At 70.1% G+C, this 19,156-nt stretch carries 13 protein-coding genes; 5 read left to right on the forward strand and 8 right to left on the reverse strand.

Going from position 1 to position 19,156, the window contains the following annotated elements; translation table 11 throughout:
- Window positions 1-30 precede the first annotated feature (30 nt).
- From ACFY29_RS24785 to ACFY29_RS24815, 7 genes are all read right to left on the reverse strand, one after another.
- Window positions 31-1,455: an argininosuccinate lyase gene (locus ACFY29_RS24785; RefSeq protein ID WP_386989995.1), complete on the reverse strand. Its 1,425-nt coding sequence runs from the start codon at window positions 1,453-1,455 to the stop codon at window positions 31-33.
- 65 nt (window positions 1,456-1,520) lie between these two features.
- Window positions 1,521-2,474 carry an amidohydrolase family protein gene (locus ACFY29_RS24790; RefSeq protein WP_328415458.1) on the reverse strand — a complete coding sequence of 318 codons (954 nt, stop codon included), beginning with the start codon at window positions 2,472-2,474 and terminating at the stop codon, window positions 1,521-1,523.
- Window positions 2,471-3,331, reverse strand: coding sequence for a creatininase family protein (locus ACFY29_RS24795; RefSeq protein WP_328415457.1), 861 nt, complete (start codon window positions 3,329-3,331; stop codon window positions 2,471-2,473). The genes ACFY29_RS24790 and ACFY29_RS24795 overlap by 4 nt, the downstream gene beginning before the upstream one ends.
- Window positions 3,328-5,124: an ABC transporter permease gene (locus tag ACFY29_RS24800; protein WP_386989997.1), complete on the reverse strand. Its 1,797-nt coding sequence runs from the start codon at window positions 5,122-5,124 to the stop codon at window positions 3,328-3,330. The genes ACFY29_RS24795 and ACFY29_RS24800 overlap by 4 nt, the downstream gene beginning before the upstream one ends.
- The gene (locus ACFY29_RS24805) at window positions 5,121-6,194 is read right to left on the reverse strand and encodes an ABC transporter ATP-binding protein (RefSeq protein ID WP_328415453.1); all 1,074 of its coding nucleotides are present in this window, start codon (window positions 6,192-6,194) and stop codon (window positions 5,121-5,123) included. The genes ACFY29_RS24800 and ACFY29_RS24805 overlap by 4 nt, the downstream gene beginning before the upstream one ends.
- Before the next feature lie 127 nt (window positions 6,195-6,321).
- Window positions 6,322-7,371: an extracellular solute-binding protein gene (locus ACFY29_RS24810; RefSeq protein WP_386989999.1), complete on the reverse strand. Its 1,050-nt coding sequence runs from the start codon at window positions 7,369-7,371 to the stop codon at window positions 6,322-6,324.
- Between the two features lie 36 nt (window positions 7,372-7,407).
- Window positions 7,408-8,571: an ROK family protein gene (locus ACFY29_RS24815; protein WP_328415450.1), complete on the reverse strand. Its 1,164-nt coding sequence runs from the start codon at window positions 8,569-8,571 to the stop codon at window positions 7,408-7,410.
- A 416-nt stretch (window positions 8,572-8,987) separates the two neighbouring features.
- On the opposite strand from ACFY29_RS24815, the gene ACFY29_RS24820 reads away from it, so the two are divergent.
- From ACFY29_RS24820 to ACFY29_RS24835, 4 genes are all read left to right on the forward strand, one after another.
- Complete coding sequence (locus tag ACFY29_RS24820; RefSeq protein WP_386990001.1) at window positions 8,988-11,696, forward strand: sugar-binding protein; 2,709 nt, start codon at window positions 8,988-8,990, stop codon at window positions 11,694-11,696.
- 574 nt (window positions 11,697-12,270) lie between these two features.
- Window positions 12,271-13,827, forward strand: a complete 1,557-nt coding sequence (locus tag ACFY29_RS24825; protein WP_386990003.1) for a hypothetical protein — start codon at window positions 12,271-12,273, stop codon at window positions 13,825-13,827.
- A gap of 273 nt (window positions 13,828-14,100) precedes the next feature.
- The gene (locus ACFY29_RS24830) at window positions 14,101-15,096 is read left to right on the forward strand and encodes a hypothetical protein (protein ID WP_386990005.1); all 996 of its coding nucleotides are present in this window, start codon (window positions 14,101-14,103) and stop codon (window positions 15,094-15,096) included.
- Window positions 15,097-15,413: 317 nt separating this feature from the next.
- Entirely contained in the window at window positions 15,414-15,560 is a 147-nt protein-coding gene (locus tag ACFY29_RS24835) for a hypothetical protein (RefSeq protein ID WP_386990006.1), read from the forward strand.
- Between the two features lie 1,171 nt (window positions 15,561-16,731).
- Here ACFY29_RS24835 and ACFY29_RS24840 read toward each other — a convergent pair.
- Window positions 16,732-17,880, reverse strand: coding sequence for a flavin reductase (locus tag ACFY29_RS24840; RefSeq protein ID WP_386990007.1), 1,149 nt, complete (start codon window positions 17,878-17,880; stop codon window positions 16,732-16,734).
- 274 nt (window positions 17,881-18,154) lie between these two features.
- On the opposite strand from ACFY29_RS24840, the gene ACFY29_RS24845 reads away from it, so the two are divergent.
- Window positions 18,155-19,156, forward strand: a complete 1,002-nt coding sequence (locus ACFY29_RS24845) for a Gfo/Idh/MocA family protein (RefSeq protein ID WP_386990009.1) — start codon at window positions 18,155-18,157, stop codon at window positions 19,154-19,156.

A 19,156-nucleotide genomic window follows, 5' to 3' on the forward strand; every position in this document is an offset into this window, starting at 1 on the left:
GCGGCCGCGGATCCTCCGACCACCGCGCGGTCACCGGGCCGCCTGCTCGGCGGCGACCGCGTCCAGCGCCGCGTCCGCCCGGGCGAGCCGGTCCCGGACCGCCGAGAGCCGGCCGGCGACCGTGTCGAAAGTGCCACGTACCACGCCCACCTGGGCGCGGACGGCGGCCGCGCCGGGGCCGTCGACCTGGACCCGGTCGAGGACGAGCTCCGGCCGGACTGCGGCGGCGATCAGGTCGGCGACGGCCGCGTCGTCGAGCCGGGCGGTGATCCCGTCAGCCGCGGCCCGCACCGAGTCGACGGTCCAGCCGTCCGGCGCACCGCCCCGGACCAGCCGTCCGACCACCGAGTGCGCGGCCCGGAACGGCACCCCGTGCCGGGTAAGCGCGTCGGCGGCGGCGGTCGTGGTGGCCCCGGAGGCGACGATCTCCTCCCGGGTCGGCGGCTCCAGCGGCTCCAGCTCGGCCAGGAAGCCGCCGAGCAGGGCGAAGAACCGGTCCGTGCGGTCGTTGCTGTCCCAGAGCCGCACCTGCACGTCGGTGGTGGCGTTGTTGGAGTCCTCCCACCAGGCCGCGCCGACGTTGTTGAGCACGGAGGCGGCGTCAGCGGCGGTGGCGCCGGCCATCGACACCAGGTGCTCCAGCACCACCGGGTTGCGCTTCTGCGGCATGATGCTGCTGCCCTGGGTGAAGTCGCCGGGGGTGGCCACCCAGCGCCAGGTGAGCCAGTCCATCAGGGTCCGGGCCAGCCGGGCGCCGGTGGCCAGCGCCTGGGCGTTGAGTGTGCCCACCCGGACCAGGTGGTCCGCGCCGGCGACCGCCTCGTACGAGTTGGTGACCAGGCCGGCGAAGCCGAGCAGTTCCGCCACCCGGGCCGGGGCGATGTCCAGGTCGGTGCCGGCGAAGGCGCAGGAGCCCAGCGGCGAGGTGTTGAGCTGGTCGATCAGGTCGGCGTAGGCGACCGCCTCGCCCGCGAGAGCCTCGGCGTAGCCGGCGAGGGCGTGGCCGATGGTGGTGGGCTGGGCCGGCCGGCGGTGGGTGTAGCCGGTGATGACCACGTCGGCGTACCGGTCGGCCCGCTCCAGCACGCCGAGGAGCTGGTCGCGCAGCAGCATCCGGAACACCCCGGCGTCGAGGTCGTTGCGGCTGCGGGCCATCTGCACGTCCAGCTCGGAGGTGGGGACACCGCACGCCTCGGCGAGCCGCTTCTCGAGCAGGTAGTAGGTGTCCTCGAAGCTGCCGTCGAATGCTGGCGCCGGTGTGGTGTCCGCGCGCAGCTCGGCCAGCCCGCGCAGCAGCCGGGCGCCCCGCTCGGCCGGGATCAGCCCCTGCTCGGTCAGCATCACCACGTGGGCCTGGCTGGCCCGGACCATCGCCGGGTACAGGTACCCGACGTGGTGGTCGTAGGTGGGCCGCAGGTGGTGCCGCTGGTATGTGGTCAGCGCGGGTGTGCTCATGGCGGTTCCTTACTTCCTTCCAGGCCGGACGCGGCCGGTTCGCCGCCCCCGGAGGGGTCAGCCGGTCAGTCGCTGAGGCCGAGCAGCCGTTCGGCGTTACCGGCGAAGATCGCGCGGAGGTGGTCGTCGGGTAGGCCCAGCTCGTGGCAGACCCGGAGCTGGTCGTCGAGGTATCGGGTGACGTAGCCGCGCGGGAACCAGGACGAGTCGCTGCCGAACACGATCCGCTCCGGGCCGATGGTCTCGTAGCAGCGGCGGAAGAGGTCCTCCAGCGTGAGCTTGTACGGCATCCAGCGCACCCACTGGTTGGAGCCTGAGGTGTCGATGTGGATGTTCGGACAGCCCCAGGCGGCAAAGAACAGCTCCTGTACGTGCTGCACCCCGAAGTGCGGCACCACGACCGCCAGCTCCGGGAAGCGGCGGGCCATCCGGGCCAGCTCGTCCGGGCTTCCGTACCGGCCGACGGTGAGGCCGCCGGCGCTGCCGTAGTGCCCGATGTGGATCAGCACCGGCACGCCGAGTCGCTGGGCGGTGCCCCAGAGCGGGTCAAGGGCCTCGTCGTCCAGCGGGCCGCGCAGCAACGGGGCGAAGAGCTTCAGCCCGCGCAGGCCGCGCTCGACCACCGCGCGCTCCAGCTCACCGGCGGCGTCGGGGCCGTACGGGTCGTGGTGGGCGAAGCCGAGCAGCAGGTCCGGATGCCGGTCCACCACGTCGGCCACGGTGTCGTTGCCGCCGCCGGTGACGAAGACCGCCCGGCGGATGTTGACCTCGCGCAGCTCCTGGGCCCACCGGTCAGCCTCGTCCTGCCAGCGCTGGGCGGGCGGTTCCGGGTCGGGGAAGCTCCAGGCGCGGCGCCACTGCCGGGCGTACGGAGCAGAGCCGGCGGCCCGGACAGCCGCCTCGTGCTCGCCGCCGGGGTGCATGCCGGCGGCGTGCTCGCAACCCTTGACCGTCTCGTCGGCACCGATCCGGAAGTGCAGGTGGAAGTCGACGATGTCCAGTCCACGGTCCACGGTCATGCGCTCTCCTCTGGCAGTGGTCTGGCCGGCGCCGAGAACGGCGGCGAATCGGACGGCAGCGGGTCGGCGGTGGGCGGGGCGGGCAGCTCGGCGGCCACCCAGGCGGTCACGACCTCGCGCAGTCGGGCTCCGGCCAGTTCGCGGATCTGCCGGCCGGCGGCCTCGCTGGCCAACGAGACGTGCCCGGACCAGCCCTGCCAGGGGTCCGGCCGGGACTCGACCAGGACGTATGGCTGGGTCACCGGCAGCTTCGGCTTCGGCGGCAGGTCGGTCGCAGCGTCGAGGCGTACCGCGTCGGGGTCGAAGCCGAGCACGCCCGAGGTCTCGTACGCCCCGCCGTGCCCACGGGAGACCAGCGGGCCGTAGATCTCGGCGGTCTCCGCCGGGGTGACCAGCTGGAACCAGTTGACCAGCAGCAGGCTGGCCTGCCGACGGCCGGAGACCCACTCCATGGCGGCCCGGACGGTGGACATGTTGGCGTCGTGGCCGTTGACGATCAGCAGCCGGGGGAAGCCGGCCGCGACGATCCCCTCGATCACGTCGGCGAGGTAGCCGACCGCGATCTCGGGTCGGATCGCCACCGTGCCGGGCCACGGCCGGGTCTGTCCCGGGCAGGCCGCGTATGGCACGGCGGGGAAGAGCACCCCGCGCGGGCCGGTGTCGCCGGGCACTGCGCTCTCGGCGGCGAAGCCCTCGGCCAGGATCAGGTCGGTGCCCAGCGGCAGGTGCGGGCCGTGCCACTCGACGGCGCCGACCGGCAGGACCGCGAAGTCCGCCGCCGCGGCGACCGCCGCCAGCTCGCCGCCGGGTATCCGGGAGGCCGGGACGAGCCCCCCGGGTGCCGGCCAGGATGTCACGTGGTCCACTGTGCCGCCTCGCGGGTGGCTCGGCGACCGCTCTGCAGCCGGCCGGAGACCACCATCACCACGAAGATCAACACCACCTGGAGCATGCCGTATGCGGCGGCGGTGCCGACCTCGAACGAGTACATCCGGTTGTTGATCTCCACCGAGATCGGCGCGGTCTCCGAGGTGTAGATCAGCACCGAGGCGACGAACTCACCGACGCCGTGCACGAAGGCGAGCAGTGCGCCAGCGATCACGCCCGGCAGCATCAGCCGCAGGGTCACCGTGCCGAACGCTCGCCACCAGGAGGCGCCGAGGTTGCGGGCGGCCTCCTCCAGCGAAGGGTCGATCTGGGCCAGTGTCGCCGAGCTGGACCGGAAGACCAGCGGCAGGAATCGCACGAAGTACGCCAGCGGCATGATCCAGAAGGTGCCGATCAGCACCTGCCCGAAGCTGAACGCGTTTCCGGTGCTGAACGCCGAGATCAGGTTGATCGCGACCACCGTGCCGGGCAGCGCCCAGGCCAGCATGACCGCTACGTCCAGCAGGCCCCGGCCGCGGAAGTTGAGCCGGCGCACCGCGTAAGCGATGAGCACGCCGATCACCACGCAGCCGACGGTGGCGAGCAGGCTCATCTGCAGCGAGTTGAGGATCGGTTGGAACGCGTCTGGGTCAGAGAAGATCGTGACGAAGTTCTGCCAGGTGTACGCGGCCGGGATTACCTCGGTGGTCCAGGAGCCGTCCTGGGAGAACGCGACCAGGGCGATGGTCGCCACCGGGGCGAGCAGCAGCGCGGTGGCCAGCAGCGAGGCGGCCAGGGCCAGCCACTTGCCGAAAGGGTTGGTGATCTCCCGGCGGTGCGCGGCGACCCCCTTGGACTGGGAGCGGTAGCTGCGCCGCCCCTCGTACCAGCGCATGCCGAGCAGGAAGAGCACCGAGACCACCGCGAGCACGGAGGCGTAGGTGGACGCCATCGGCAGGTCGTTGTTGGTGCGGTTGATGTAGATCTGCATGGTCATGGTCTGGTCCACCCCGAACAGCAGCGGGGCGGTGTACGAGGCCAGCGAGGTCATGAAGACCAGCAGCGAGGCGGAGACCAGCGCCGGGGTGAGCATCGGCAGCAGCACGGTGCGCCAGACCCGGACCCGGCCGGCGCCGAGGTTGTAGGCGGCCTCCTCCACCGATGGGTCCATCCCCGCGAGGGCTGCCGAGGCGGACAGGTAGAAGAAGGGGTACATGGTGAAGGTGTGCACCACCAGCACCCCGGCGATGCCGCTGAACGGCAGCACCGGGTTCTCGGTGCCGAAGAGCTGCTGGAGGCCGCGCGGCAGGATGCCGGTCTCGCTGTAGAGGAGCTGGAACGAGATCGCCCCGATCAGCGGTGGCAGCGCCGCCGGCACCAGGATGATCGCCTCGATCAGCCGGCGGCCGGGAAACGAGAAGCGCTTGAGCAGGAAGGCCATCGACACTCCGACGATCCCGCAGAGCAGCACGCTGGCCGCCGAGATGATCAGGGAGGTGACCAGCGACGACCGGGCCACCCCGGCGCCGGTGAGGAAGCTTGTGTAGTTCGCCGTGCCGTCCTCGCCGAAGCTCTCCACGAAGGTGGCGAACATCGGCTGGACCACGTACCCGAAGAGGATCAGGGCGAGCGGGAAGACGAGCAGGTATGGGAACCAGCGGGAGTTGGTACCCCCGGCGAAGCGGTCGGTGAACCGCGGCCGACGGCCGTCGTCGGAGGGCGTGCGGTCCTCGGTGATCGGCGGGACGGTCGCCGGGCTCGGCGCGGCCGGGATGGTCGTCACGGCCGCACCACCCACATCCGCTCCCGTGGCAGCCGCAGCCCGACCTGGTCGCCGACCGCGATCCCGGCCGGTACGTCCACAGCAGCGACCTGGACCGGTTCGCCGGCCACGTCGATCACCAGGTTGGTGGCCATGCCGGTGAACTCCAGGTCGGTGATCCGGCCGGGCAGGGCGTCCGGTGCGGTGGTCGAGGTGAGCCCGATGTGCTCCGGGCGGATCGAGACCAGGCCGGTCTCCCCCGCGCGCAGGCCGTGGTCGGCCGGGGCGGCGACGGTGACCTCGTTGCCGTCGGGCAGCCCCACCGTGACGGTCTCCGGGCCGGCGCCGAGCACCGGCAGGGTAAGCACGTTGCTGCGCCCGATGAACCGGGCGACGAATGTGGTCGCCGGCCGGTGGTAGATCTCCTGCGGCGAGCCGATCTGCTGCACCCGGCCGGACTGCATCACCGCGATCCGGTCCGACATTGCCATCGCCTCGGCCTGGTCGTGTGTGACGTACAGGGCGGTGGTGCCGGTCTCCTTCTGGATCCGGCGGATCTCGGTCCGGGTCTCCTCGCGCAGCTTGGCGTCGAGGTTGGACAGTGGCTCGTCGAGCAGCAGGGTACGCGGCCGGATGACCAGCGCGCGGGCCAGCGCGACCCGCTGCTGCTGGCCGCCGGAGAGTTCGTCGATGCGCCGGCCGCCGTAACCGGCGAGGTCCACCTGGCCGAGCGCCTCCTCGATCCGCCGCTTCGACTCGGCCCTGCCGACCTTGCGGATCTTCAGCCCGTACGCGACGTTCTGCGCGACGCTCAGGTGCGGGAAGAGCGCGTAGTTCTGGAAGACCATGCCGGTGTCCCGCTTGTTCGGCGGGCGGCGGGTGACGTCCTCCTGTCCGAACCGGATTCGGCCGGAGGTCGGGAAGTAAAAGCCCGCCACCATGCGCAGCGTGGTGGTCTTACCGCAACCGCTCGGGCCGAGCAGGGTGAAGAACTGTCCGGCGGCGATGGTGATGTCGACGCCGTCGACGGCGGCCGTGTCGCCGGCGCGCGCGAAGCGCTTGCTCACCGACTCCAACGTGACATCGATCATGATGTCTCTCCTCTGTCTGGTACCGGGGCTGGCCGGTCGCAGGTGGTGGGGCCGGGCCCGGTGGGCGGTGCGGGCCGGGTGGCGGCGGGCGCCGGGCCCGGGTAAACCCGGTCCGGCGCCCGTCCGGTCAGCCCTTGTTCTTGATCTGGCTGTTCCAGTGGTTGATCCACTCGGTCTCGTTCTTGCCGATCACGTCCCAGTCGACGTCGAGTGGCTTGAGGTTGAGCTGGGCCAGCCACTCTGGCTTCTGGGCGATGTCCACAGCCGGGATCTGGTAGTAGTCCTTGGCCAGGTCGGCGCGGAGCTTGTCGTCGAAGAGGAACTCCACGAACTTCTGCGCTCCGGTGGTGTTGCCGCCCTTGACCGCGGCCAGCCCGTCGACCAGCACGGGAGCGCCGGAGGTCGGCATCACGAAGCCGAACGGCATGTTCGACTGGTTGGCCTGGAGCAGGATGTCCTGGAGGTTCCAGGCGCTGAGCAGGCCCTGCTGGCGGGACAGCTTCAGGTAGAGGTCGGCCGGGTTGGCGGCGTAGGCGCCCGTGTTGGCGTCGAGCTTCTTGAGCCAGTCGTAGCCGGGCTGCGGGTTGCTGCCGTCGGCGGACTGCCGCACGATCATCGAGGCGTAGATCGACCGCATCGTGCCGGACGCGGCGACATCCCGAATGAGGATCTTGTCCTTCCACTCCGGCTTGAGCAGGTCGTCCCAGTCCTTCGGGGCCTGCTCCGGGGTGAGCGCCTTGTTGTTGTACATGATGACCTCGGGCAGCAGGATCTCACCGAACCAACGGCCCTCGGAGTCCTTGTACTGCGCGTCCATCTTGGCAGCGAACGTCGGCTGCCAGGCGGCCAGCAGGTCCTCGGTCGCGCCGGCGGTGAGCCCTTGCTGGGTGCCTCCCCACCAGACGTCGGCCTGCGGGTTGGCCTTCTCGGCGCGTACCCGCTCCAGGATCTCCTGGGCGCCGAGGTTGAGGATCTCGACCTTGCCCTTGTACTCGGGGTACTTCGCGGTGAACTGGTCGACGACGAAGGTGGAGACCTTCTTGTCGCGGGCGGTGTAGATGGTCAGCTTCTCGGCGCTGGCGCCGTCGGCCGCGCCGTCTCCGCCTCCGCCGCCGCAGGCGGTGCCGGCGGCCAGCACGGTGGCGAGCGCTCCGGCAAGGAACAGGCGACGTCTCATGGGGTACCTCCGAGGGGGAAGGGAACTGCGAGGGGATCAGGGTGTGGGCAGCAGGTTGGGCAGGCCGGACGCGGCGGCCGAGAGGGCGTAGCTCACCGCCCCGTGCAACACGGACCGGTCGCCGAGCACCGCCCGGCGTACTTCGGTGGTGGCCGGCGCGGCGGCGGTGACGTATTCCTGGACCCGGGCGACGGCCGCGTCGTCGAGCTGGGCGGCGGCCCCGCTGAGCAGCACCCGGCCCGGGTCGATGACGCAGGCGCACGAGACGATCAGGCGGGACCAGGCGTGCAGCACCTCGTCCAGGTACGCGGCGGCGGCCGGGTCGGTGCCGGCCAGCTCGACCAGGGCACGGACGGGTGACTCGGGACGCCGGCCCGGGCGCAGCGCGACCACCCGCTCGGCGATCGCGCTTTCCGACCAGCGGGCCTCGAACGGGCCGATCCCGTCGTGCCCCCGGTCGGCCGGGTCCAGCGGCAGGAAGCCGACCTCGCCGGCGGCCCCGCCGGCACCGCGCCGGACCTGCCCGTCGAGCACCAGCCCGGCACCGATCCCGTCGGCCACATGCAGCAGCAGCAGGTCGGCGACGTCGCTGCCGGCACCGGCGGCGTGCTCGCCGGCCGCCATCAGGTTGACGTCGTTGTCGACGACCACCGGCACGCCGAGCCGCCGCTGCACCGACTCCCCTATCGGCAGCCCCTCGACCACGCCCACCGACGGGGCGAGCCGGACGGCACCGCCGGAGCTGACGCCGGGCGCCGCGATGGCCACGCCGCGCAGGGCGGGCAGGGCGTCACCGGTAAGTTCCGGGATGAACCGGCAGATGGTGTCGACGATGTCGCCGGTGAGCCGGACGCCGCGGTGGGCCACCACGTTGCCGTCGCTGTCGGCGATCTCGCAACTGATCCGGGACGGCTCCAGGGAGACCGCCGCGACCAGCTCGGCGCGCGGGTTGAACTCCAGCATGGCCCGGGGCCGGCCGGCGCGGGAGGCGCCCGGCCCCCGCTCGATCAGGTAGCCCTCGGCGATCAGCTCGCGGACCAGCGGGGTGAGCGTGGCGGGGCTGAGGCCGGTGAGTTCGGTCAGCTCGGCGCGCGAGAGCAACCGGACCTGACGGGCGGTGGAGATCACGGACAACCGCTTGATCTCCTTCGACCGCTCCCGGCTCACCGGGCTCGTTGGGGGTGTCACCACGTCAGTCACACTTCCTTCCTACGGCGAATAAAGTAATGAGTCAAGTAACGAATGCGTCTCGGCGTATCCGAAAGCTGCGCTGAGCTGCGTAGACGGCCTCCGCGAGCGGGATGGACGGGAGAGCGCCCCCGGCGGATGGCCGCCGGGGGCGGGCCAGAGCGGGCCGGCTTAGTTTCTTTCGCAAACGAAGAAAACCTTCTCCAAGGTATTGACGGTCCGTACCGCCGATCTTTAGCGTCACCCGGCGAAGGCCTTCCAGTGTGTACGGACCAGCCGTGCCGCTGTGCACCCCGGTGATCCGACGCCGTCGGCGTCCAGCACCGTCCGCTCCCCACCAGCCATCCGACCACCCTGCCCGGCGCCGACGCGGTTGTGCGTCCGCCGCCGGTCGACGCTGGTCGGATCCGTGGTCCGGAAGGATCTGCATGCGAGCAAAGGGATTCCTGCTACCCGCCGCCCTGGCCCTGGCCCTGACGGCGACCCCCACCACCGCGTTCGCCGCGCCCGCCGACGCCGCCCCGAAGCGGCCCACCGGCGCGGTCGACCTGGACGTGCTCTTCGTCAGCGCCCACCCCGACGACGAGGCGGGCAGCCTGGCCACCCTCGGCCAGTGGAAGGAGCAGTATGGCGCCCGGGCCGGCGTCGTCACCATCACCCGCGGCGAGGGCGGCGGCAACGCCGTCGGCCTGGAGGAGGGGCCGCCGCTGGGCATCATCCGGGAGCGCGAGGAGCGCTCCGCGATCGGCAAGGCCGGCGTGGCGAACCTGTACAACCTGGACCGGGTCGACTTCTGGTACACCGCGTCCGCTCCGCTGTCGGAGCAGATCTGGGGGCACGACGAGACCCTCGGCCAGATCGTCCGGGTGATCCGACAGACCCGGCCCGAGATCATCATGACGATGAACCCGTCGCCGACCCCGGGCAACCACGGCAACCACCAGCAGGCGGCCCGGTTCGCCGCCGAGGCGTTCCAGGCCGCGGCCGACCCGAATGCCTTCCCCGACCAGCTGCGCAAGGAGGGGCTGAAGCCGTTCCGGGCAGCGAAGTTCCTGCGTACCGGCGGCACCGGCAGCTCCTCGGCCGGCCCGCAGTGCGCGGCCAGCTTCACCCCGACCGTGCCGACCGACCAGGTCTTCGGCGTATGGGAGGGCACCCCGAGCAGTAGCGGGAAGAGCTGGGCGGAGATCGAGGTCGACGCCCGCCGGGAGTACGTCACCCAGGGCTGGGCCGGCACCGCCGCCGCCCCGACCGACCCCGCCGCACGGCGCTGCGACTTCTACACCCTGGTAGACAGCCGGGTGCCCTACGACCCGTCGGACACCTCACCCGCGGCGATCCTGCGCGGGCCGGTGCTGCCGCCGGTCAAGGGTGGCCTGCCCAAGGGCACCGAGCTGTACCTGACCACCGACCGGTTCGACGTCGCCCCCGGCGAGAGCGTCGAGGTCACCGCACACGTACGCGGCGGCGACCGGAAGCTGGACGTGCCCCGGGTCGCGCTGCGCGCCCCGGACGGCTGGCAGGTCTCCGCCGGCAAGGGCCTCGGCACCGTGGTCCCGGCGGGCCAAGAGCGGACGGCGACCTTCACGGTCACCGTGCCGAAGGGCGCCGACACCGGCGCGCAGAAGCTGCTCACCGCCACCCTGACCACCAAGGGCCAGGGCACCGGGACCACCGACGAGGCGCTCCGGGTGGTCGCCGATGTCAGGGGCACCCTGGAGCCGCTGCCCGAGGTGGGCCTGTTCCGCGAGTGGGCCGCCGAGGGCGGCTACGGCCAGCTCGACACGCTGATCAAGCCGGTGCTCACCATCGGCTCGGGTCAGGGCCGCGAGGTCCGGGTGGACCTGCGAAACGTCGGTGAGACCGCACAGCGCGGCACGGTCACCCTCGACCTGCCCGCCGGGTTCACCGCCGACGCGACCACCAAGAGTTACGCCGACCTGGCGGCCGGCGCCACCGGCGCGGTCACCTTCACCGTGACCAACACCGACGCCTCGCTGCCCACCGCCAACGAAGGCGGCGAGAACGGCGACTACGGCGTCACCATCACCACCACCAGCACCGTCGGCAGCACGGTGGAGACCGGTGCGCTGGAGATCGTGCCGGCCAGCGAGGTGCCGCACGCCGGCGGCGACCACGCGGTCGACGGGGTGGCCAGCGCGGGCGAGTACCCCGGCCCGGAGCTGGACCTCTCCCGGATTTGGGAGGGTGAGGCCAGCACACCGCAGGACGCCTCGGCGAAGGGCCGGATCGCGTACACCGAGGACGCGCTCAAGGTGATCGTCACGGTCACTGACGACGTGCTCGGCAGGAAGGTGGTACCGCAGGACTGCAAGCGGCAGCGGCGCACCGACAGCGTGGAGATCATCGTCGACCCGAAGGGAAACTCCTCGGACACCTCCACGGTGTTCAAGGCGGGCATCTTCCCGGTCACCGACGACCCGGCCAACGGCAACCCGCCGTGCTGGCAGCGCGACGCCGACAACCGGCAGGGGCCGGGCGCCGAGACCGCTCCGGGGATGACCGTGGTCAGCCGGGTCAGCTCGCCCTACACCGGCTACACCATCGAGACGAGCATCCCCTTCGCAGTGCTGCCGGACGCGGTGGACCCGGCCCGGATGGGCTTCAACGTGCTGGTCTACGACTCGGACACCCAGGACCTGTCGTCCCAGTCCCGGCTCGGCTGGTCGACCTTCACCGGCGTCCGGGCCGACCCGTACCGGTACGGGCTGGTGACCCTGCCCGGCTACACCCCGGCGGACCGGGCGCCGAGCGCCCCGGTCTTCCCGGACACCTCCGCGCGTAGCGTTCACAGCCCGCAGACGATCGCCCAGTCTGCCGTGGACGGGGTGGCCCCGGCCGCCGTGGCCCGGCTGCCCGAGCGGGCGCTCACCCTGACCGGGCAGCGCCCGGTAGCCGGTGGCGTCGAGGTGACCGTCAAGGCGGACCGGAAGGGTACGGCGTACCTCTACAGCTGGGACGGTGACCGGGCGCTGGGCAGCCGCACCGTGGAGCTGCGGCCCGGCCGAGCGGTGAAGGTGCTGGTCCCGGTGTCCGACGGAACGGCCACCTCGGTTCTGGCCGCTTTCGAGGCGAATGGCGCGGCGCTGGCGAAGCAGGCCCCGATCCACCGCTGACTCCGCTCCGGACAGTGATCTTGGATAGTTGTCGTTCCACCGGCGGGCTCAACCAGTGGTTGCAACACTCTTCTGTGATTTTCGTTGGGGTGGTTGTGGCTCAAGGTTGAGCCCGCTGGAGCGGGAACAGATCGGGTTGGGTCGGGCTGCGGGGTGAGTCGTTGCGGTCGATCACGCGCAGGTTGGGACGGGCGTCGTCGACCGTTTCGCGACTGGCCAGGACCTCCAGAGTGCGCGGCTGAACCGCCAAGGCACGGGAGGGGCGACCCGACGCACTCAGCGTGGTATCTGAGAACTCCAATTCGGCCCGCAACCTTGTAGCATGCGGCGGACGACGGCCGGCAGCTGGAGCGCGGCTCTGGTACGACTCGGCGGGCGGCACCCGCCGGGTCGGGCGGCCGCGGCGCCGGTCAGGCCGGGGCCGGCGTGAGAGAGGAACCTGCTCGGCGTGTTCCAGGAACCGGACCAGACTCGGATGATCGGCGGAAACTCAATTGGCGGGGCCTCAGGCGCCAGGGGCGGGGCGTCAGGCGCCGGGCCGCCGGAGGTGTGGGACGCGGAGCTAGCCAAGGCGATGCGGCACGTTGCCGTGCTGCGCACCGGGTTCTACGTTGTCGTGCTGCTGATCGCGCTCGGTGGCCAGGTGTCCGGGGCGATGGAAGGGCTCGGCATGCCGTGGTACGTCGCCCTTCCCGCGGTTGGGGCGTTGGAGCTGGGCGGCGTCGTGGTGCTGGCGAACGCCGACGTACGCCGTCGACTAGGCGAAGGGGCGATGCTGTCCCGGGTGTTGTCGGCCGGCATCGCCACCGCCGCTGTCGCCTTCAACTGGCTGGCTCACAGTAACCACCTCGAAGGCGGTTTCTACGCGGGCATGTCGCTACTCGGTTATCTCGTGTGGCTGATGAGCAGCGAGAATCAGCGGCGGGACCGGCTGCGCGCCAGGCAGCAGCTGCCACCCACGACGCCGGGGTACGAACCGGTCGGGCACTGGTTGCGACACCCGTGGCTGACCCGCCGCGCCCGCTCGTTGGCCAAGGCCGATCCCGGCCTCGGGCTGTACGGTTCGCTCGACGCGGCCCGCGCGCAGATTCGCGCCGAGCGGCGGCAGGCGGCGCTCAGAAAGGTGTTGCGCCGCAAGATCAGCCGAGCACTGGACGCCACCACCGCGGACATCGCCCTGGCGGTGTACGACCTCGACGAGATCGCCCAGCGGCTGGCCGAGCAGGCGGACTACGAAGGGCTCACCGCGCTGATCGCCGCCGATCTGGCACCTGCGCGCGTGCTGGCCGGGAACCTGCCGGCTGGCGGCCGCCGCCGCCGGTGGCGTCGGGCCGGCCACCCCGACCCCGCCGCACTAGCCTCGGCCGCGCGGCTGCTCGCCCACGCCCCCGAGCCGCTCATGGACGCGGCCCCCGTAGCCCCCGCGGCGGACGTGGCCGCCGGCGGCTCAGCACGGCCAGAGTCGGCCGGGGACGCCGTTCAGCAGGCGGGAGGAGACGGTGACGAGCGCCCGGGATCGGAGCGGTCCCTGGCGGTGACGCCGGACCGTACCGACCGGCAGTCGGAGCGGTCCGAAGACACGGGTCAGCTCACCTCGACCACGGATCAGCCCGACCCGCCCCCCGCTTCCGACTGGGCGGCGCTGCACGCGGAACTCGCCCCGCTCCTACCGGCAGCCCCATCGCGCCGAACGCCGCGCAACACAGCAGGCCGGTCGGCCACCAGCCGGGCGGAATCGCCGTCGACCACGGACGCGCCAGGCTCCGTCGCGGAGCCGGCCGACACCGCGCCGCGGGCAACGACCCGCCGCGCGGCACCGATGCCGCGAACCGCGACGGGACAGGCAGGTGCCGCCCGAGTCGCCGACCTGGCGGGCGAGGCGGCGCCGACCACGCAAGTCACGCGAGAGCTACCCCTGGTGGCCGGGCGGGACCTGCCGGATCTGGTAAACACCGCGGCGAGCCGCACCACACCACCCGTCGCGGCCCCCGACGCGGTGGAGAAGGCCACCGAGCAACGATCAGCGTCGCGACCGCGACCGCGTCGGCGGGACGACGGGGACCCGCGACCGAGCTCGGAGACCGTTCGGCGTCGGTCGAACGCCCAGTCGGCCGAGGCCGGTCGGCCCTGACGGAAAGATCCTCAACGGCCTGATCAACGAATACTCCCAGGCCGCAGTGACCATCACCTTCAGCGACCGCTTCCCAGCCGCTGAAACCTACTAACCAAGATCGCCGGAAACACCGTTCACGAGGCAGTCCCCCGATCCCGCTTGTATCCAATCGCATTTCGTTGGCTGTCGGCTTGACGACACCACGCTGGACGCCGGTGCCCGCCAGGCGCACTTTTCTCGGTACACGATGCGTACACAAGGGCACGCTCACTGCGGTCGAGGAGCATCGAAATGTCCAACATCGAGGTGAAATCTTACCGCTATCTGCGAACGGCGATGGTCGCTTTGCTGCTGGGCCTAGGAGCAGCGGTCCTGTACCACAGCCTGCAAGCGGGTGCTTTCCTCGCATCCGTTAGTGCCTACTACTACACCCCTGCCCAGGCGATCTTCGTCGGTGCCCTCATCGCCCTCGGAGCCTGCATGATCGCTCTGAAAGGGACGAACGAGGTCGAAGACGTATTCCTCAACCTCGGCGGCATGTTTGCGGCCGTGGTCGCGATCGTTCCCACGTCGCGCGGCGCGGACTATAGGACGGCGGTTCGTGCCTGCGAGCAGGCGGACAGTCCGGCGCTCGAAAAGCTGGACTGCCCCACTGTCCGGACGTTGGCCGAGGCCACCAATGCGAACGTCGAGAACAGCACGGTTGCTCTGCTGTTCGTGGGCGCGCTGGCTCTCCTCGCCGCCGTACTCTTCTACTCGTTGAAAGACCGGAGGACGCCTGGGGAAAAGTTTCCTCGGTGGGCATTCGCGGCGACGTTGGTGGTGTACGGGGGCTGCGCCGGTGCCTTCGCGGTGTCCAGGGCATGGTTTGTTGATAACGCCCACTACATCGCCGCCGTCGGTCTGCTCGCGTGCATCATCGTCGTGGCGGTGGCCAACGCACTTCGACGCGACCAGGGGCGGCTGGAGACTCTCAACGCCGTTCCCGGCGCGCTAGCCCGCTCCAGGGATTTCTACGCATGGTTCGCGCGGATCCTGCTAGGGGCCGCCGGTGCAGGCATCTTGCTGTGGCTTGTCGACTGGATCAGCCTGTTCCTGCTCGAGATCGTCGTCGCCGCGTTCTTTGCCGTGTTCTGGATGGTGCAGACCATCGAACGGTGGCGCGACGAGCCCCGGCCCGATGGCGGTGATCCTGGAGAGCTGTCACCCATTAAAGCGCAACGGTCCAGCCCAGGCAGCGGACGTCCTGACCACGACCAAACTGACCGGACAGTTGGACGGGCTTAGCCTCGCCAACTCGCGCCGACGCCGGTTCCGTCCGCCCGGCAGATTTGATCGCTGTTGATGTCTGCAGTTCTGGTCCTGGCATCGAGGCGGCGCAGCGCGTCTGCCTGGATCGGCCAGCCAGAGTTTCCCACGAGGAACCACACCTCGGTCATCCGTACGACCGCTGGTTCCTGTTGTTGGCGCGTCATACTGTCTCCGCGCTTATTTCGAAAGACGAGAACGACATCGACATCCAAAGCGATCGAACAACGAGCCGCAAGCCATCCTCGTCCTCAAGCCCGCCGAAGACGCCGCCACCTACGATGAGAATGGCTCAAATGTACGCCGCAAATGCAGCGAAGCCCGTTACCGGCTATTCCGGCAATGGGCTTCCTACCTGCACATTCCTGTCCGTCGCGCAACTGCCGCCCGTGCCCGATGCCGAGGACTTCATGATCAGGCCGCGGTCCAGCGGCACCATCTGACTACAGCCCTTGTTGGCGTCGGTTGTGCCCGGCTTGTACCCGATGATCTCGCCCGTCCATCGCTCGCCGGTCCAGGACCCTTCCTTTCTCCTACCCACCCGTCGGTCGGCACGAACAACCGGGGGAAGGAGGTGGCGGATCCGTCACCGTGGGCGCGGTCTTGGCTCGTCGACCGCCCACTCGACTTCACCCTCCCGCGGTGCAAGCTCCCCACGACGGGTGAGGTAGCGGCATGCAAAGTCGCTCAACAACCAACCGCCTAACCAAGCGACCGCGGCAACGAAGATGAGGTCAAGAAACGCGATCGACGTAAGGCGACCAGCCCCCCAGGCGAGCGCGGCGATTACGCCAGCTGGCCAAGTGATCCATCGGATTGGGACACCTTCGTCCGACCTCATCAAACACCTCCGAATCGGGCGACCTCGACAGAGGCCTCTGAGCGTGGACCAACACGATTAATCGGAATGGGTTATACCGGAGGCCTGTCTCGTGGCATGTCGCTCGTCGACTTATGGACTGAGAGTTTTCCAGGAGGCTACCCCTCGCGCCTGACTTGGTAAACCGTGATCGGACCTCACCTCGGCCTTTCGTTAAGGACTGTTCAGGTCCTTGACCGAAAATCAGGAAGGGTCACCACGATGGGCGGACATCCGGGCCCTGCACTTGCAACCGTTATGCTCCAAATGTTCCGTCGCCGCTGACCTGACCCACGCGCGGACAAAACGTCAGCCCGTCCTCCACCTGCTGATCACGAGTATGAGCGACTTGGACCGATGCCCAGCTCAGCCACGTAGCCAAGGTGTTGGTAGCCCACAGGCAGGCCTGCATGATGAGGCTCCTGCCGGCCAGCGAACCGGGCCAACCGTCTCGATAGCCCCGTCCCGAACGCTCGCAGGACCTGCTCCGGCCGCATCCCGCCAGCTCAGACGTCCACAGAAGCCTATGTCGCACTCTCGCTCACCGCGCGGCCATGCCAGGTTGCCGAGGCGAACGCGGAGCACAAGGAGCTCCTGAACATCTACCAGCGGCGGGACGAACAGGCCGCCGTGCGCCTGACCGTCCAGCACCTGCAGGCCACCCTTGCGGCGATCGAGGAAGCTCACGCGGGACTGAGCCGAACGGCACAGCGCGCTCGGCGGATCCCCGATCGGCCGACTGTAAGCAGGCGCATCTAGAGCCGCCCGCCGGTGAACACCAGGATCTCGCGGACCCGCTTCTTTGCGAGCTCGCAGTAGTCGACGGCGGCCTGCCTTGCGGCGCGTGCGTCGCGCCGCTCGAACGCTTCCATCAGGCGCCCTTGAACCTTCACGAACTTCTGTGACGTTTCGGGCGTCGACCCGAATGAGCGGGTCATCACGCTCTTGATGCTGAGCCGACCGAACGTCGACGTGAGCAGCGGATTGCGGGCGAGGGACACGAGGTGCTCGTGAAACGCGTAGTTGGCGTCGAGATAGCCGTGAAAGTCCACGAACCGCTCGCCGACGAGCAACGCGGCCATCGTGTCGAAACGGCGACGCAGCTCGGCCACCTCGTCATCGGTCACCCGATGCATCGATAGCGTGATGACGCCGAGTTCGATCGCGAGCCGGGCGTCGAAGGTCTCGTCGGAGGTGCGCACGTCGAGCGGCGCGATCACGTAGCCGCGGTCCGGGTCACGGCGTGCCAGCCCATCCGACGACAGCCGGGTCAGCGCGTAGAACGCAGCTGCCTGGTCGACGTCGAGTTGCGTCGCCAGTTCCTCGAGCGGCAACGCGTGGTCGGCGGGGTACACCCGGCTCAGCACGAGCTCGCGCGCGCGTCCGTAGACCTCATCGTCGCGAGCGAACTCGAACCGGCCGAACCCGCCGCGGAAGTACGTCAGCGGCTGCCCCTGGCCGGCGGTCGCGGACACCACCCGCCCCAGAAAGATCGTGTGGGTACCGCCGGCGACCGACTCGACGACCTCGCACTCGATGTGCGCGAGGGCGTCGCTGAGCAGCGGCAGCCCGAGCGCCCCAATGTGGAGGGCGACACCGCGAAACTTGTCACTGCTCGCGATGGCGAACTGCTTGGCGAGCTCGCCCTGGTCCTCGCCGAGCACGTTGACGACGTACCGCCTGGACATCGACACCGCCTGTGCGGTTGGGACGGCGTTGTTGATGCAGGCGAGCATCATCGGCGGGTCGAGCGACAGCGACGTCACGGAACTCGCGGTCATGCCGTGACGCTTGCCGTCCGCCTCGGTCGTGACGACGGTGACCCCGCTGGCGAGGTGACCGACGACGTGCCGGAAGTTGGCCGCATCCACCGACGGGTCCGTGCTGGTGCTGGCGGGCTTCATTCCCCTACCTCCGTCGTCGCTGCCGGGACTGGCTGCGGACGGTGTCACGTCCTTCTTCCCGGTGCTGCTCATTGAACAAAGCGGGCGGATGGCGGGCACTCACGCAAGCCGTGAGATCGCGGGTGCCGGGGTGCCGGGGGCCGTAAGAAGGCTGCTGCTCCGCGTCGTACCCGGCGAGGTATCCGGTGGGACTGACGGATTCCGCCATCGCGGCGGGTGAATTTCACGTTGGGGGACACTCCGCTTTCCCCGGTCCCGAGGCTTGACTTCTAGGGTGATCAACGCAGCCGTCGTGGGCCTCGGATGGTGGGGCCAGAAGATCGTCGCCGACCTGGCCAACAGCGAGCACGTTCGAGTCGTACTGGGCGTGGACGTCGCCAAATCCGCCCGTGAGCGCGGAGCCGAGCACGGCATCCGCGTGGCGACCTCGCTGGACGAGGCCCTCGCGGACGAGGCCGTCGATGCGGTGATCCTTTGCACGCCGCACCGCTTGCACGCGGAACAGATTGTGGCCGCGGCCAGGGCTGACAAGCACGTGTTCTGCGAGAAGCCGCTGACCACCAACGGCCGCGAGGCCCGTGCCGCCATCGCGGCGGTGCAGGCGGCGGGCGTGCAGCTCGGCATCGGCCACGAGCGCCGCTTCGAGCCGGCCGTCCAGCAGCTGCGCGAGATGTGCCGCAGCGGCGAGGTAGGTACCCCGCTGGTGTTCGAGGGCAACTTCAGCCAGAACAAGTTCCTGGACCTGCCGGGCGACAACTGGCGGCTGTCCACCGTCGACGCGCCGGTCGGCCCGCTGTCGGCCACCGGCATCCACATGGTCGACCTGGCGATCGCGGTGTTCGGTCGACCGGTGGAGGTGTGGGCCCGCCTCGGCATCCACGCGACGACGTTCGAAAACGGTGACACTCTCACGATCACCATGGGCTTCGAGAACGGCCGAACTGCGATGATCACGGCCATCCTCACCACGCCGTTCGTCGGCCGGGTGACGGTGCTCGGGTCCAAGGCGTGGGTGGAGATCCGTGATCGCAACCACCCCGAGCTCCCGCGCGGCTGGGATGTCACCACCGTGCACCGGGGAGCGGAGCCGAAGACGGTGTTCTTTCCGCCGCACCCGAGCGTCCGCGAGAACATCGAAGCATTCGCCCGTGCCGCCGCCGGCGAAAAGCCGTACCCGGTGTTGTACGAGGAGATGCTGTACAACGTCGACGCGTTCGAGGCGATCACCCGCTCGGCGCACAGCGGGCTCGTTGAACGGGTGGGTGGTTCGTCGTGA

Source organism: Micromonospora sp. NPDC000668, assembly GCF_042897975.1.
In the GTDB taxonomy this organism is placed as follows: Bacteria; Actinomycetota; Actinomycetes; order Mycobacteriales; family Micromonosporaceae; genus Micromonospora.

What these genes read in the sequence shown, in the direction of transcription:
- ACFY29_RS24835 (WP_386990006.1), top strand. Translation starts at nt 15,414, where the DNA reads ATGTACGCCGCAAATGCAGCGAAGCCCGTTACCGGCTATTCCGGCAAT.
- ACFY29_RS24840 (WP_386990007.1), bottom strand. Translation starts at nt 17,880, where the DNA reads ATGAAGCCCGCCAGCACCAGCACGGACCCGTCGGTGGATGCGGCCAAC.
- ACFY29_RS24785 (WP_386989995.1), bottom strand. Translation starts at nt 1,455, where the DNA reads ATGAGCACACCCGCGCTGACCACATACCAGCGGCACCACCTGCGGCCC.
- ACFY29_RS24790 (WP_328415458.1), bottom strand. Translation starts at nt 2,474, where the DNA reads ATGACCGTGGACCGTGGACTGGACATCGTCGACTTCCACCTGCACTTC.
- ACFY29_RS24810 (WP_386989999.1), bottom strand. Translation starts at nt 7,371, where the DNA reads ATGAGACGTCGCCTGTTCCTTGCCGGAGCGCTCGCCACCGTGCTGGCC.
- ACFY29_RS24820 (WP_386990001.1), top strand. Translation starts at nt 8,988, where the DNA reads ATGCGAGCAAAGGGATTCCTGCTACCCGCCGCCCTGGCCCTGGCCCTG.
- ACFY29_RS24825 (WP_386990003.1), top strand. Translation starts at nt 12,271, where the DNA reads ATGCGGCACGTTGCCGTGCTGCGCACCGGGTTCTACGTTGTCGTGCTG.
- ACFY29_RS24830 (WP_386990005.1), top strand. Translation starts at nt 14,101, where the DNA reads ATGTCCAACATCGAGGTGAAATCTTACCGCTATCTGCGAACGGCGATG.
- ACFY29_RS24805 (WP_328415453.1), bottom strand. Translation starts at nt 6,194, where the DNA reads ATGATCGATGTCACGTTGGAGTCGGTGAGCAAGCGCTTCGCGCGCGCC.